This is a genomic window from Streptomyces sp. NPDC030838, from assembly GCF_055572035.1.
Window position 1 is genome coordinate 66,082 of record NZ_JBVIED010000006.1, and the last position, 13,428, is coordinate 79,509.

At 73.1% G+C, this 13,428-nt stretch carries 11 protein-coding genes and 2 pseudogenes; 5 read left to right on the forward strand and 8 right to left on the reverse strand.

Features of this window, described 5'->3' with window-relative positions:
• Positions 1-2: 2 nt before the first annotated feature.
• Complete coding sequence (locus ACZ42A_RS17895) at positions 3-2,045, reverse strand: SpoIIE family protein phosphatase (protein ID WP_468528162.1); 2,043 nt, start codon at positions 2,043-2,045, stop codon at positions 3-5.
• Between the two features lie 338 nt (positions 2,046-2,383).
• On the opposite strand from ACZ42A_RS17895, the gene ACZ42A_RS17900 reads away from it, so the two are divergent.
• From ACZ42A_RS17900 to ACZ42A_RS17910, 3 genes are all read left to right on the forward strand, one after another.
• Complete coding sequence (locus tag ACZ42A_RS17900; RefSeq protein WP_468528163.1) at positions 2,384-2,752, forward strand: hypothetical protein; 369 nt, start codon at positions 2,384-2,386, stop codon at positions 2,750-2,752.
• Between the two features lie 246 nt (positions 2,753-2,998).
• Positions 2,999-5,014 carry an oxidoreductase gene (locus tag ACZ42A_RS17905; RefSeq protein WP_468528164.1) on the forward strand — a complete coding sequence of 672 codons (2,016 nt, stop codon included), beginning with the start codon at positions 2,999-3,001 and terminating at the stop codon, positions 5,012-5,014.
• A 33-nt stretch (positions 5,015-5,047) separates the two neighbouring features.
• The gene (locus ACZ42A_RS17910; protein WP_468528165.1) at positions 5,048-5,599 is read left to right on the forward strand and encodes a PadR family transcriptional regulator; all 552 of its coding nucleotides are present in this window, start codon (positions 5,048-5,050) and stop codon (positions 5,597-5,599) included.
• A 28-nt stretch (positions 5,600-5,627) separates the two neighbouring features.
• Here ACZ42A_RS17910 and ACZ42A_RS17915 read toward each other — a convergent pair whose 3' ends face one another.
• Positions 5,628-6,155, reverse strand: coding sequence for a hypothetical protein (locus ACZ42A_RS17915; protein WP_468528166.1), 528 nt, complete (start codon positions 6,153-6,155; stop codon positions 5,628-5,630).
• 171 nt (positions 6,156-6,326) lie between these two features.
• On the reverse strand, positions 6,327-7,271 hold the full coding sequence (locus ACZ42A_RS17920) for a fibronectin type III domain-containing protein (RefSeq protein ID WP_468528444.1): 945 nt from the start codon (positions 7,269-7,271) through the stop codon (positions 6,327-6,329).
• 419 nt (positions 7,272-7,690) lie between these two features.
• Here ACZ42A_RS17920 and ACZ42A_RS17925 point away from each other — a divergent pair, with 419 nt between their 5' ends.
• On the forward strand, positions 7,691-8,434 hold the full coding sequence (locus ACZ42A_RS17925) for a glycoside hydrolase family 75 protein (protein WP_468528167.1): 744 nt from the start codon (positions 7,691-7,693) through the stop codon (positions 8,432-8,434).
• A gap of 36 nt (positions 8,435-8,470) precedes the next feature.
• Here ACZ42A_RS17925 and ACZ42A_RS17930 read toward each other — a convergent pair.
• Positions 8,471-9,231, reverse strand: a pseudogene (locus tag ACZ42A_RS17930) (SDR family NAD(P)-dependent oxidoreductase).
• A gap of 157 nt (positions 9,232-9,388) precedes the next feature.
• On the opposite strand from ACZ42A_RS17930, the gene ACZ42A_RS17935 reads away from it, so the two are divergent.
• Positions 9,389-10,030 carry a TetR/AcrR family transcriptional regulator gene (locus tag ACZ42A_RS17935; protein WP_468528168.1) on the forward strand — a complete coding sequence of 214 codons (642 nt, stop codon included), beginning with the start codon at positions 9,389-9,391 and terminating at the stop codon, positions 10,028-10,030.
• Positions 10,031-10,105: 75 nt separating this feature from the next.
• Here ACZ42A_RS17935 and ACZ42A_RS17940 read toward each other — a convergent pair whose 3' ends face one another.
• From ACZ42A_RS17940 to ACZ42A_RS17955, 4 genes and pseudogenes are all read right to left on the reverse strand, one after another.
• The gene (locus ACZ42A_RS17940; protein ID WP_468528169.1) at positions 10,106-10,513 is read right to left on the reverse strand and encodes a PTS-dependent dihydroxyacetone kinase phosphotransferase subunit DhaM; all 408 of its coding nucleotides are present in this window, start codon (positions 10,511-10,513) and stop codon (positions 10,106-10,108) included.
• Positions 10,506-11,105, reverse strand: a complete 600-nt coding sequence (gene dhaL / locus ACZ42A_RS17945) for a dihydroxyacetone kinase subunit DhaL (protein ID WP_468528170.1) — start codon at positions 11,103-11,105, stop codon at positions 10,506-10,508. The genes ACZ42A_RS17940 and dhaL overlap by 8 nt, the downstream gene beginning before the upstream one ends.
• A 45-nt stretch (positions 11,106-11,150) precedes the next feature.
• On the reverse strand, positions 11,151-12,143 hold the full coding sequence (gene dhaK / locus ACZ42A_RS17950) for a dihydroxyacetone kinase subunit DhaK (protein ID WP_468528171.1): 993 nt from the start codon (positions 12,141-12,143) through the stop codon (positions 11,151-11,153).
• A gap of 289 nt (positions 12,144-12,432) precedes the next feature.
• Positions 12,433-13,207: pseudogene (locus ACZ42A_RS17955) on the reverse strand (transposase family protein); the annotation flags it as partial.
• Positions 13,208-13,428: the final 221 nt, after the last annotated feature.

A 13,428-nucleotide genomic window follows, 5' to 3' on the forward strand; every position in this document is an offset into this window, starting at 1 on the left:
GCTCACGTCCCGGTGCGGGCCCGTGCGATGAGGACGGCCACGTCGTCGTGGTTGTCGGGGTGGTGCAGGGTGCGCAGCAGCAGGTCGCAGACCTCGTCCAGCGGGCGGGCCGGACCGTCGAGCAGGGTCAGCAGGGTGTCGAGCCGCTCGTCGAGGGAGTGCCGGCGGGTCTCGACCAGGCCGTCGGTGTAGAGGACCAGCTGGTCGCCCGGGTCCAGGTCGAACACCGTGGTCGAGAAGGCGACCCCGCCGACGCCCAGCGGCGCCCCCGTGGGCAGGTCGAGCAGTTCCGGCCCGTGCCCGGCGCGCACCCGGACGGGCGGCAGATGCCCGGCGTTGGCGATCCGGCACTGCCGCAGCCGCGGATCGTGGACGGCGTACAGACACGTGGCGATGGAGTGGTCCAGGCCCTCCGTGATCCGGTCCAGGTGCTCCAGCAGCCGGGCCGGATCGAGATCGAGGGCGGCCAGCGTGTTGGTCGCGGTGCGCAGCCGGCCCATCGTCGCGGCGGCGTTTATACCGCTGCCCATCACATCGCCGACGACCAGCGCCGTCTTGCCGTCCTCCAGCGGGATCACGTCGAACCAGTCGCCGCCGACCTCGACGGTGGCCCCGGCCGGCTGATAGCGGGAGGCCACCTCCAGGCCGCCGGTGACCGGCGGATGGCTGGGCAGCAGGCTGCGCTGGAGGGTGAGGGCGGTGTCGCGGGCGTTCTGGTACCAGCGGGCGTTGTCGATCTGCACCGCCGCCCGGGCCGCCAGCTCCCGGGCCAGCAGCAGATCGTCCTCCCCGAACGGCAGCGGATTGCCGGTCCGCTTCAGATCCAGGGCGCCCAGCACCTCACCGCGGGCGATCAGCGGCACGGCCAGATACGAGTGGACGCCCGCCCGGCCGAGCAGCTCGGCCGCCTCCGGGGAACGCGCGATCCGGGGCAGATCCTCGTCCTTGACCTGCGGCACCAGCACCGGACGCCCGGTGCGCACACACTCGGTGACGAGCCGGTCGGGCCCGTAGCGGGCCACCTGCCCCGGCGGATCGGCGGCCCTGAGCGCCTCCGGGGAGCGCTCCGCACGGACCGCCAGGGCCCGGATCACCGCCGGCTGAGCCGGGCCGAGGGTGCTGCGCCGGCCCTCCACCACCGCCGCCAGCAGATCCACGGCCGCCACGTCGGCCAGCTCCGGCACGGCGACATCGGCCAGTTCGCGGGCGGTCAGCTCCAGGTCCAGGGTGGTGCCGATCCGCGTCGAGGCGTCGGCGATCAGGGCCAGCCGGCGCCGGGCCGTCTCCGCCTCCGCGCCCGCACGATGCTGCTCGGTGACGTCCACCACCGACAGCGCCACGCCCAGGACCGTGCCGAGCGCGTCCTCCAGCCGGTACAGCGAGACCGACCAGGCGTGGTCCTCGTCCGGATCGGCCGGGGTCCGCCCGACCGAGGGCCGGTCCACGACCGACTGCCCGGTCTCCAGGACCCGGCGCGCCGCTTCCTCCAGGGCGTCGGCGTCCATCATCGGCAGCACCTCGTGCACCGTCCGGCCCAGGTGCTGCCCGGCCGCGACGCCGTCGATCCGCTCCAGCGCAGGGTTGACGGAGACGTACCGCAGTCCGGTGTCCAGCACGGCCAGCCCGAGCGGCGACTGCGCCACCATCCGGGACGACAGCGCGACGTCCCGCTCCAGCCGGCGCACGGTCGACTGGTCGGCGGCGAGCCCGAGGGCGTAGACGTCGCCGCGGTCGTCCAGCAGCCGCATGTTGCGGAACTCCACCAGCCGGGTGCTGCCGTCCTTGTGCCGGACCGGGAACGCCCCCGCCCAGCCCTGCCCCGTGGCCAGCACGTCGGCGAACAGCTTGACGACCAGTTCGAGGTGCTGCTCGTGCACCATCAGCCGGGCCGCGTACCGGCCCAGCGCCTCGTCCGCCCGATAGCCGAACAGCTCCTCCGCCTGCGGGCTCCACAGCACGATGCGCCCCTCGGCGTCGAGCACCACCGAGGCCACGCCCAGCACGTCCAGCAGCCCACTGGGCCGTCCCGCACCGCGTTGCGGCATGGCTCCGCCGTCCACGGGAGGCCCCGTCGCACCCATCGCACGCACCGCCTTCGCGTTCGGCACGCCCGTCCCCCGTGCCGACTCCCCTTGTCGTCCTGCGCTCAACCATCTCTCTTACGCCACCCCGCCCTTCTCCACCATCCCCCGAGACGGCCCGGCTGGTCGGGCGAATCACCCGAGAGCGGTGCACGACGGGTGGTACGGCCCACCCGAGGCGGGTCCCGCCGGGGGACCGCCGCCGGTGGTGCTCTGCTGGAGCTGGTGCTTTCCTGAGGGAGTGCGGGCGGTCGCGCGGGGCACCCGCGCATCCCGGCACTGCCACGAGAGGAGCGGTCACCATGAAGGGCGAACCGTCGCATCCGGAGTCCGTCTCGGTGGAGATCAGCGGGTGCAGCAAGGAGGACGCCCGGATCGTCTTCGACACCCTGTGCGCGTGCTTCGCGTCCGACCGGTGCGCCGACGACGTACCGGAGCAGTGGCACGAGACGCGTCCGATGGTCTGGCTCGGCACCTTCGACGTCGCCGAACCCCACGAGGGAGCCCGTCCCGCCCGGCTCTCGGCCCCCGTCACGGCCGACGTCCAGGGCGGCTACTGGGCGATCGACCGGTTCCGTTCGACCCTCGACTCGCTGTTCTCGGTCCACGACCTCAGCGCGGCCTCCGGCGACCAGGAGCGGGAGATGCACCTGATTCTGGAAAGCCGCTGATCCACTGCCTCGCTGATCCACTGCCTCGCTGATCCGCTGATGCGCTGATCCGCGGGAGTGAACGGGCGGGCACCGGGCCGGACCGGTGCTCGCCCGTTCACCTCTTGCGCCTGGGCCCGGGTGGGCCCGGCTGAGCCCGACTGTGCGACCGGTCACGTCATGCGGTGCAGCATTGTGCAACTAGTTGCATAAACCGTGCGCGGTCCTCTACAACTACAGGGGATGAAACCGCGCACGGAGGCGTCGATGAGCCGTTACCCGCACCTGCTGAGCCCGCTCGACCTGGGCTTCACCACCCTGCCCAACCGCGTCCTGATGGGCTCGATGCACGTCGGCCTGGAGGAGGCCGAGGGCGGCTTCGAGCGGATGGCGGCCTTCTACGCCGAGCGGGCTCGCGGCGGAGTGGGCCTGATCGTCACCGGCGGCATCGCCCCCAACGACGAGGGCCGGCCGTACGAGGGCGGCGCCAAGCTCACCACCGAGGCGGAGGCCGAGCAGCACCGGGTCATCACCGAGGCCGTGCACCGCGAGGGCGGCCGGATCGCGCTCCAGATCCTGCACTTCGGTCGCTACGCCTACCACCGCGACCTGGTCGCGCCCAGCCCGCTCCAGGCGCCGATCAGCCCCTTCCCGCCGCGCGAGCTCACCGACGACGAGGTCGAGCGGACCATCGACGACTACGCCCGCACCGCCCGCCTCGCGCGGCAGGCCGGCTACGACGGCGTCGAGATCATGGGCTCCGAGGGCTACCTCATCAACGAGTTCATCGCCGCGCCGACCAACCACCGCACCGACCGCTGGGGCGGCTCCTACGAGAACCGCATGCGCTTCCCCGTCGAGATCGTCCGGCGGGTGCGCGAGGCGGTCGGCGAGGACTTCATCGTCGTCTACCGGCTGTCCATGCTCGACCTGGTGCCCGGCGGCTCCACCCTGGACGAGGTGATCACCCTCGCGAAGGCCGTCGAGGCCGCCGGGGCGACGATCATCAACACCGGCATCGGCTGGCACGAGGCCCGCATCCCCACCATCGCCACCTCCGTGCCGCGCGGCGCCTACACCTGGGTCACCAAGCGGCTGATGGGCGAGGTGTCCGTCCCGCTCGTCACCACCAACCGCATCAACACCCCGGAGCTCGCCGAGCAGCTGCTCGCCGACGGCACGGCCGACATGGTCTCCATGGCCCGCCCGATGCTCGCGGACCCCGAGTTCGTGAACAAGGCCGCCGCCGGGACCCCCGAGGCCATCAACACCTGCATCGGCTGCAACCAGGCCTGCCTCGACCACACCTTCAGCGGCAAGCTAACCTCCTGCCTGGTCAACCCGCGGGCCTGCCACGAGACCGAACTGGTGCTCTCCCCGACCCGGCGGCGCAAGCGGATCGCCGTCGTCGGCGCCGGACCGGCCGGCCTGGCCTGCGCGGTCTCCGCCGCCGAACGCGGCCACGAGGTCACCCTGTTCGACGCCGCCGCCGAGATAGGCGGCCAGCTCAACGTGGCCCGGCAGGTCCCCGGCAAGCAGGAGTTCGACGAGACCCTGCGCTACTTCCGCCACCAGCTCGACGCCCACGGCGTGGACGTACGGCTGAACACCTGGGTGGACGCCGCGGACCTCGCCGACTACGACGACGTCGTGGTCGCCACCGGCGTCACCCCGCGCACCCCCGACATCCCCGGCGTCGACCACCCGAGCGTCCTCGGCTACCTCGACGTGCTGCGCGACGGTGCCCCCGTCGGCGACCGCGTCGCCGTCCTCGGCGCCGGCGGCATCGGCTTCGACGTCGCCGAATTCCTCACCGACAGCGGCGACAAGGCGAGCGAGGACCCCGCGACGTACTTCCGCCACTGGGGCGTGGACATGGACTACACGGCGCCCGGCGGCCTCGCCGCCCCCGAGCGGCCCGCCCCGCCGCGCACCGTCCACCTGCTCCAGCGCAAGACCAGCAAGGTCGGCGCGGGCCTCGGCAAGACCACCGGCTGGATCCACCGCACCGAGCTGAAGCACCGGGGCGTCACCATGGTCCCGGGCGTGCGCTACGACCGGATCGACGACGCCGGGCTGCACATCACCGTCGGCGAGGAGAGCACCGTCCTGGAGGTCGACACCATCGTGCTGTGCACGGGCCAGGAGCCGCGCCGCGACCTCTACGACGAGCTGGTCGCCGCCGGCCGCCCGGCCCACCTCATCGGCGGCGCCGACGTGGCCGCCGAACTGGACGCCAAGCGCGCCATCAAGCAGGGCACCGAGCTGGCGGCGGCGCTCTGAGCCGGACCGGGGGCCGTCCCTAGGATGGCCCCCATGTCACTCCCGCACGCGATCCTCACCGCTCTGCTCGAAAAGCCCTCCTCGGGCCTGGAGCTGACCCGCCGGTTCGACAAGTCGATCGGCTACTTCTGGTCGGCCACGCACCAGCAGATCTATCGCGAGCTGGGAAAACTGGAGGCCGACGGCCTGATCCGGGCGCTGCCGAGCGAGCAGCCGGCCCGGGGGCAGAAGAAGAGCTACGAGGTGCTCCCCGCCGGCCGCGCCGAGCTGGCCCGCTGGACCGCCGCGTCCCAGGACCCCAAGCCGCACCGCGACACCCTGCTGCTGCGGCTGCGCGCCGGGGCGGTGGTCGGCACGGAGGGCCTGGAGGAGGATCTGCGCCGCCATCTGGAGCTGCACCGGCGGCAGCTGGCCGAGTACCGGGAGATCGAGAAGCGGGACTTCCCGCCCGGCCGGGACAGCGCCCAGGACCGGCTGCGGCATCTGGTGCTGCGGGCGGGCATCGACCTGGAGACGTTCTGGACGCAGTGGCTCACCCACGCGCTGGCGGAGTTCACCGAACTGCCCCCCGACCGGACCCGGTAGGGCGCGGAGCCGGCCGAGCCGCCCCGGATCAGAGCCGGTACGGCTTGGAGCGGCGGCGCAGGACCCAGCCCGTCGCGATGGCACCGGTGCCGACCAGCACCCCGCCCGCCACCATGGTGAGCGTGCCGTAGTCCTTGGTGCCGCCGCCCACGCCGCCCATCACACCGCGTGACGGGGAGGCCGTCGGGGTGGCGGCGGACGAGGAGACGATCACGGACTGGGTGCCCGCGGTGCTGCCGTTGGAGCACACGACGATGACCGTGTACGTCCCCGGGCTCACACTGGACCAGGCGGCGGACTGGAGGCTGGCGGTGCCGGTCAGCGCCGCCTGACGGCCCTGGGCGAAGTTCGCCTGACTGCTGTTGAGCAGCGAGGCGTTGCCCCAGCTGCCGCCGACCTGGGTGCAGGCGCTGGTCGTGACGGAGACCGTGGAGCCGCTGGTGCTCACCGAGATGCCGGAGACCGCGCCGGCCGGTTGGGCGGCGAGGCCGAGCGGCAGCGCGGCGGCGGCTGCCACGGCCAGCCCGCAGCGGAGAAGTGGCTGAGATCTGCTCATGGAAGTGTCCTCCGGCGGCACGGTTGGCGGTACATCCCTTGCGCCGCCGGGGGTCGGGGAACGCCCGTGCTGCCTCGGGGCCAGCCAACGTCCGTCGGGCGTGTCGCGCATGCGGGCCGCCCCCGGGCAGGTGACGCGTTACCCCGTCCGGGGGGTACGGGGACCGGAACCTCAGTCGCCCGTCGTGACCGTCCGCTCCGCCGAGAAGCCGCCCCAGGTGCCGTCCGGCAGCTTGGCGCGGATCCGCACCCGGTGCCGTACGCCGTCCTCGCGGCCCAGGTAGAAGCTGTACGTGGCCTTCTCGCGCGGCGCGGTGCCGCCCCAGACCAGCGAGGTGGCGGCCCGGCCGTCGAGGTGGATCTGATACTCCGTGATCACCCCGTCGGCGCGGGGCGGTGTCCAGGACAGGTCGAGATAGTGGGCGCCGCCCTCGGCGCGGGCCGTGGCCCGGAACGCGGTCGGCGCGGTGCCGCGGCCGTAGTCGTCGCCCGGCGCGGTGGTGAGCCGGACGGCGGCGCTCGCCGGGGAGACGTTGTCCGCCGCGTCCCGGGCCCGGACGGTGAAGGAGTAGCGGGTGCCCGGTCGCAGCCCCGTGACGACCGTCCCGGTCTGGGTTCCGCCCACACTGTGGATCTTCGTACCGCCCTGGTGGATGTCGTAGGACACCACACCCCGGTCGTCCGTCGCGGCCTTCCAGGTGAGCTGGACGGCCCGGCTGCCGGTGGTCCGCCCGCGCATCCCGCCCGGCCGCGAGGGCGCCGAGCGGTCGGCCGTGACGGCGGCGGGGGTGGTGGCCCGGACCTCCCGGCTGGGCGGGCCGAGCCGTCCGTCGGCGTCCCGGGCGCGCACGGTGAAGACGTAGGTGGTCGACGGCCGCAGCCGGGTGACGTCCACCATGTGCCGGGATCCGGGCACTTCGTGGACCTTGGCGGCGCCGCGGTACACCTCGTAGGCGTGGACGCCCGCTTCGGTGGTCACGGCGTTCCACATCACATGCACGCTGGTCGCGCTGCCGGCCGCCGCGGTGACGCCGGTCGGCGCCCCGGGGGCCCGGCCGGTCTCGCCCTCCCCGCTCCAGCCGCAGGACACCACGAGCGTCAGCGCGCCGCAGACCATCAGCGCGGGCAGGTGAAGGCGTCGCACGACTCGGCCTCCCGGGGACGGGACGACGGAATGGTCCGGACCAATATGGCGTGGCTGACGCGATCACATCAAGAGGGCGGCTGTTGGTGACGAGCCTCCAGAGTTGCGTATGCTGAGGCTTCCGCGGCCGAACTCGCCACGATGGAAGGCGAGTTCAGGCTCGCGACGCGGGTCGCTGTCGTCGCTCGTCCCGCGCCGGTGCGGGCGGCCGGGCGGCCGGAGCCGACAGGGACTCAGGCGCCCGGCCCCCACCGGTCATCGGGGTCTGCCGCTGTCGCCGGTCATCGGCCTGGCGCCACCGTCCGGCCCGCTCGGGGTGGCAGCATGATGCGCCACGGCCGCAGATCGGGCTGAGTGCCCGTCAGTCACCCGTCCGGAGAGGGGCCCTTATCGTGCGTGTCCCGTCACTCACGCTGGCCGCGGCAGGCGCCGCCCTGCTCGCCCCGACGATGCTCGCCGACTCCACCGCCACCGTCGCCACCACGACCGCCACCGGCCCCGCCGTCGCCGACCCGGCCCGCCCGCGCCTCGTGCCGGCCGCCTGGCGCGAGGACACCGTGCACGCCGCCGACCTACTGGCCAAGGCGCGGGACTGTGTCCCCGTCTCCCGCGGGCACTACCGCAGCGACGACGGAAGACCCGCGGACATCCCGGTCTGCGGCACCCGCGACGCCGTCTTCTGGAAGGCCGACCTGGACATCGACTGCGACGGCCGCCCTGGCCGCCACTGCAACCGCGGGACCGACCCGTACTTCACCGCGAGCACGGCGTACACCCAGTCCGACGGTCGCTATCTGAGCGCCGAGCGGCTGCCCTTCATCGTCGTCCCGGGCGCGAGCCGCATCTGGAACCACCGCGCCGACGGGGTGCGCGGCGGCTCGGTCGCGGCCGTGGTCTACCGCGACCGGGTGCGGTACGCGGTCGTGGGCGACGCCGGACCGGGCCACATCATCGGCGAGGCGTCGTACGCCATGGCCGAGCGGCTCGGCATCGACCCCGATCCGCGCGGCGGCGGAACGGACTCCGGCGTCACCTACATCGTCTTCAAGGACTCCCAGGCGTCCCCCATCGAGAGCCATGCCGCCGCCGTGGCGGTGGGGGAGCGGCTGGCGCGCCAGTGGGTGAACGGCGGCTGAGCACCCCCCTTTCGCCATACGGTCCTGCAGCAGGCGTCAGACGGCCGACCAGCCGTCGTCGACCGGCAGCACCACGCCGTTGATGTTGCTCGCCGCGTCGGAGGCGAGGAACACGATGGCGGCCGTCTGCTCCTCGGGCTCCGCCAGCCGCCCGGTGTTGACGAAGTGCGGCCCGAGCGCCGCCGGACCGTGCGCGCCCTGCTCGACGTCCACGGCGATGCCGGTCCGCGTGCCGCCCGGGGCTATGGCGTTGGCGCGGATGCCCTGCTTGCGGTACATCACCGCGAGGTTCTTCGTCAGGCCGACGACGCCGTGCTTGGAGGCGGTGTACGCGGCGCCCGCCGCGCTGCCGCGCAGTCCCGCCTCCGAGGCGGCGTTGACGATCGCGCCCCGGCCGGCGGCCAGCATGTGCGGCGGACCGCCCGGGTGAGCAGGAAGGGCGCGGTCAGGTTGACCCGTATGACCCGCTCCCACTCCGCGTCGGTGACGTCCGCGAGCGCCGACATGCGGTCCATGACCCCCGCGTTGTTCACCAGCACGTCCACCCCGCCGAACCGCTCCACGGCGGTGGCGGCGACCCGGTCCACGACCTCCTGCTCGCTCAGATCTCCGGTCACTGCGACGGCCGTACCGCCCGTCCGTTCGATCTCCTGCACGACCGCCGCCGCCCCCTCGGCGTTGAGGTCGGCCACCACGACCCGGGCGCCCTCGGCGGCGAAGGCGAGCGCGGCGGCCCGCCCGATGCCGGATCCCGCTCCGGTGACGATGACGCTGCGGCCGTCGAGTCCTGTGGGCATGGAGTGCTCCTGATCGTTCGAGAGGCGGGCGAGTGGGCCCGGGTGCGGTGCGACTGTATGACTTAATGTCTGTGAGTGACATAAAGTCCCAGGCCCGTCCGGGAACCGGTCGGGGAGAATTCCGGGAGACCGATGATCACCGGCGCCGGAGGACGAGATGACCGCAGGCCGCGGACGCACGGGCCGACCGCCCCTGACCGAGGAACGCAAGGCCGAGATCCGACTGGAGATCGCCCGCGCCGCGGTGGACCTGTTCGTCCGTCAGGGCGTCGCCGCGACCACGGGCGAGCAGATCGGCCAGGCCGTCGGCGTCTCGGCCCGCACGGTGTGGCGGTACTTCCCGAGCAAGGAGAGCTGCGTGCGGCCGCTGTTCACGGCTGGAATCGAGGTGATCGCCGGGTGCCTGCGGGAGTGGCGACCCGGGCAGGACCTCGTCGCCGCCTTCGACCGGGCGTTCACGCCTCCCGGCGCGCGATGGACCGCCGGACCCGAGCGCACCACCCTGGGCGCGCTGGTACGGCTCACCCGCACGGAGCCGGGGCTGCGCGCCATCTGGCTCCAGACCTACGACGAGGCCGAACCGGCGTTCGCCCGCGCCCTCGCCGAACGCGACGGCCTGCCGCCCGACGACCTGCGGCCCGCCATCCAGGCCGCGATGCTCAACGCGGCCCTGCGGTCGGCGGTCGAGCACTACGCCTGGCGGACGGCGGACGCGCACGCCGACGCCGCGACGGCCGAGGCGGAACTCGCGGCGACGATGCGTGCGGCGCTGGGGGTGGTGGGGGAGGGGCTGAGGTGAGGGAGGGGAGGGGGGACGGCGGACCCGCGGGCCCCGCGGGTCCGCCGCCGTACCGTATGCCTCACTCCTTGTGCCTCACACCTTGCGGTAGTCGTACGCCTCCGCCGCCGCGGCGGCCACCGCGTCCAGGTCGGCACCGGTGGCGGCGGTGACGACCGCGGCGACGGCGCCCTCCAGGAACGGGGCGTCGACCAGGCGGGTCTGGTCGGGCAGTTCGTCGCCCTCGGCGAGCAGCGCCTTCACCGTCAGGACGGCGCTGCCCAGGTCGGTGAGTACGGCGACACCGGCACCGCGGTCCACGGAGGCGGCGGCCGCCGCGATCAGCTCCGCGCTGGTGCCCAGCTCACCGGCCTCGGTGCCGCCCGCCGGCGCCACGGGCACCGCCGCCCCGCCGCCGGCCAGCCCGCGCGCGAGGTCGGCGACGGAGGCGGCGACCTGCGCGCTGTGTGACACCAGCACGATCCCTACGAGCTTGTCACTCACCTGCGGCCTCCGCGAGTCCCGCGACGAGCAGCGCCGCCGAGGTGGCGCCCGGGTCCTGGTGGCCGATGCTCCGCTCGCCGAGGTAGCTCGCCCGCCCCTTGCGGGCCTGCATCGGCGTGGTCGCGAGCGCGCCCTGCTCGGCGGCGGCCCGCGCCGCGCCGAAGCCGTCGCCCAGCGCGTCCACCGCCGGCACCAGGGCGTCGATCATGGTCTTGTCGCCCGGCGCGGCACCGCCCAGCGCCATGACCGCGTCGACGCCCGCCCGCAGCGCTCCGGCCAGCTCCTCCTCGCTCACCTCGGCGGCGTCCCCGAGCGCCTTGCCGGTACGCCGCAGCAGGGTGCCGTACAGCGGCCCGGAGGCACCGCCGACCGTGGAGATGAGCTGCCGTCCGGCCAGCATCAGCACGGCCCCCGGCGTCCCGGGGACCTCCTTCTCCACGGCGGCTGTCACCGCGGTGAACCCGCGCTGCAGATTGCTGCCGTGGTCGGCGTCCCCGATGGGCGAGTCGAGGGCCGTGAGCCGTTCCGCCTCGCGGTCCACGGACGCGGCGGTCGCCGTCATCCAACGGCGGAAGAAATCGGCGTCGAGCACGGAATCTCCTTGCGTGGTAGGTGAGTCGATCCGTCGGCCGCCGGGTCACATACCCCAGCGCAGGCCCGGCGTGCGCACCGGCGCGTCCCACAGCCGCAGCAGCTCCTCGTCGATCTGGCAGAGGGTGACGGAGGCGCCCGCCATGTCGAGCGAGGTCACATAGTTGCCGACGAGCGTGCGGGCCACGGCGACACCGCGCTCGGCCAGCACCCGCTGGACCTCCGCGTTGAACCCGTACAGCTCCAGCAGTGGCGTCGCACCCATGCCGTTGACCAGGACGAGGACGGGATTGCGCGGCTGCAGATCCTCCACGACCGCGTGCACGGCGACGTCGGCGATCTCGCCGGAGGTCATCATCGCCCGCCGCTCCCGGCCCGGCTCGCCGTGGATGCCGATCCCCAACTCCAGCTCGCCCGGAGGCAGGTCGAAGGTGGGGGTGCCCTTGGCGGGCGTGGTGCAGGCGCTGAGCGCCACACCGAAGCTGCGGGAGTTCTCGTTGACCTGCCGGGCGATCGCCTCCACCCGCTCCAGCGACTGGCCCTCCTCCGCGGCGGCACCCGCGATCTTCTCCACGAACAGCGTGGCGCCCGTGCCGCGCCGGCCGGCGGTGTAGAGGCTGTCGGTCACCGCCACGTCATCGTTGACCAGCACCTTGGCGACCTGGATGCCCTCGTCCTCGGCGAGTTCCGCGGCCATGTCGAAGTTCAGCACGTCACCGGTGTAGTTCTTCACGATGAACAGCACCCCCGCGCCGCTGTCCACGGCCGCCGCGGCCCGCGCCATCTGGTCGGGCACCGGCGAGGTGAACACCTCCCCGGGGCAGGCCGCCGACAGCATCCCGGGCCCCACGAACCCCCCGTGCAGCGGTTCATGCCCCGAGCCCCCGCCCGAGACCAGCGCCACCTTCCCGGCGACCGGCGCGTCCCGCCGTACGATCACCCGGTTCTCCACATCGACGGTCAGCTCGGGATAGGCGGCGGCCATGCCCCGCAGGGCGTCGGCCACGACGGTTTCCGGGACGTTGATGAGCATCCTCATGGGTACCTCCTGATGAGATTGGCAGGCAGGCCCTGGACCTGCGTTTTCCGAGGTCAGAGCACATAAGATCGGTTTTTGATCTTGGCGGTTGGTGACGGTCCGGCGCGGGTCTTGACGGTACTGATGCTGACTTCGGTGACGGAGCCCGTCAGGTCCTGTCGGTGATCGGTTGTGGGACGACTGCAGCTCCTGTTGACGGCAGTATCGGCCTTGCGGCAGCGAAGGTCACGCTGCCCGCGGGCTGGTCGCGACGGTAGGGGCGGTTGAGGTCAGGGGAGGGGACGCTCGGCGGGCCCGGGGTGAGGGTGCCGAGGATGCGCCAGTTCTTCAGGTGGGCGAAGCCGTGCTCGACCGGTGCCCGGACCGCGGCCAGTGCCTTGTTGGAGAGTTTCTGGCCGCGGGTCGGGGGGCTGTTGCGGGCGGCCTTGTAGCCGGTGATCACCGCCGGTCGGCGTCCGGGCCGCTGTCATCGAGGCCGACGAAGCCCAGGTCGGCGATCGCGCCGAGCCCGGCCGGCCGTAGCTTCTGCGTGAGCTTGTCGTGACGGCAGGCGGTGATCTCCGAGGTGCGTCCGGGCCGGGCCGCCGAGACCCACAGCAGGCGGCCCCGGTCGTCGGTGAGCGCGATCACGAGCAGGCCATGGCATGTGTGCTTCCCGGAGTGGTTCTTCCGGTTCTCGCCCCCGGTGCGCCGCCGGGTGCGGATCACCGAGCCGTCAGCAGTACGACTGCGCCACCGGATCGGGTGATCTTCTTCAGCGCGCGGTCCAGGCGCGGGGCGCGGGCGGCCAGCAGGCCCACGACCTCCCTGACCCATCGGGTCACGGTGGTGCGGTGGATGCCGTTTCCGCCGGCCAGATCGCTGGGCCGCTGGTCACAGCGCAGCACCGCCAGCACGACCCCCGCGATCTTGCCCGGCGGCAGAGCCCGCCACGGTGAGCCGATCCTCTGCAGACGGCCGCGCATCAGGGCGGCGAGGTAGTTCAAGGCGGCGCTCGACAGCGGCAGGCGAGCGGTGTAGACAAGGCTGTCAGGGCCCTCAGCGGACCCGTTGTTTTTCTTCACACCAAATTCAACTGCCTTCGAGGGCCCGCTGGTTACGGTCTGCCAGACTCCTCCGTCGGTACGGTCACCGGCGTGCGGTGAACTTCCCGTCGGGGCGTTTGTGCAGCCAGCCACGGTCGGCAAGCTTGGTCATCTTCGCCGCAGCGGCTCCAGCTTCCCGCGCACCGCAAACTCAAGGCCCAACTCCTCGCCCACCGCCCTGGCTGGACCGGGCCATCGGC

What these genes read in the sequence shown, in the direction of transcription:
- ACZ42A_RS17895 (WP_468528162.1), bottom strand. Translation starts at nt 2,045, where the DNA reads ATGCCGCAACGCGGTGCGGGACGGCCCAGTGGGCTGCTGGACGTGCTG.
- ACZ42A_RS17900 (WP_468528163.1), top strand. Translation starts at nt 2,384, where the DNA reads ATGAAGGGCGAACCGTCGCATCCGGAGTCCGTCTCGGTGGAGATCAGC.
- ACZ42A_RS17905 (WP_468528164.1), top strand. Translation starts at nt 2,999, where the DNA reads ATGAGCCGTTACCCGCACCTGCTGAGCCCGCTCGACCTGGGCTTCACC.
- ACZ42A_RS17910 (WP_468528165.1), top strand. Translation starts at nt 5,048, where the DNA reads ATGTCACTCCCGCACGCGATCCTCACCGCTCTGCTCGAAAAGCCCTCC.
- ACZ42A_RS17915 (WP_468528166.1), bottom strand. Translation starts at nt 6,155, where the DNA reads ATGAGCAGATCTCAGCCACTTCTCCGCTGCGGGCTGGCCGTGGCAGCC.
- ACZ42A_RS17920 (WP_468528444.1), bottom strand. Translation starts at nt 7,271, where the DNA reads ATGGTCTGCGGCGCGCTGACGCTCGTGGTGTCCTGCGGCTGGAGCGGG.
- ACZ42A_RS17935 (WP_468528168.1), top strand. Translation starts at nt 9,389, where the DNA reads ATGACCGCAGGCCGCGGACGCACGGGCCGACCGCCCCTGACCGAGGAA.
- dhaK (WP_468528171.1), bottom strand. Translation starts at nt 12,143, where the DNA reads ATGAGGATGCTCATCAACGTCCCGGAAACCGTCGTGGCCGACGCCCTG.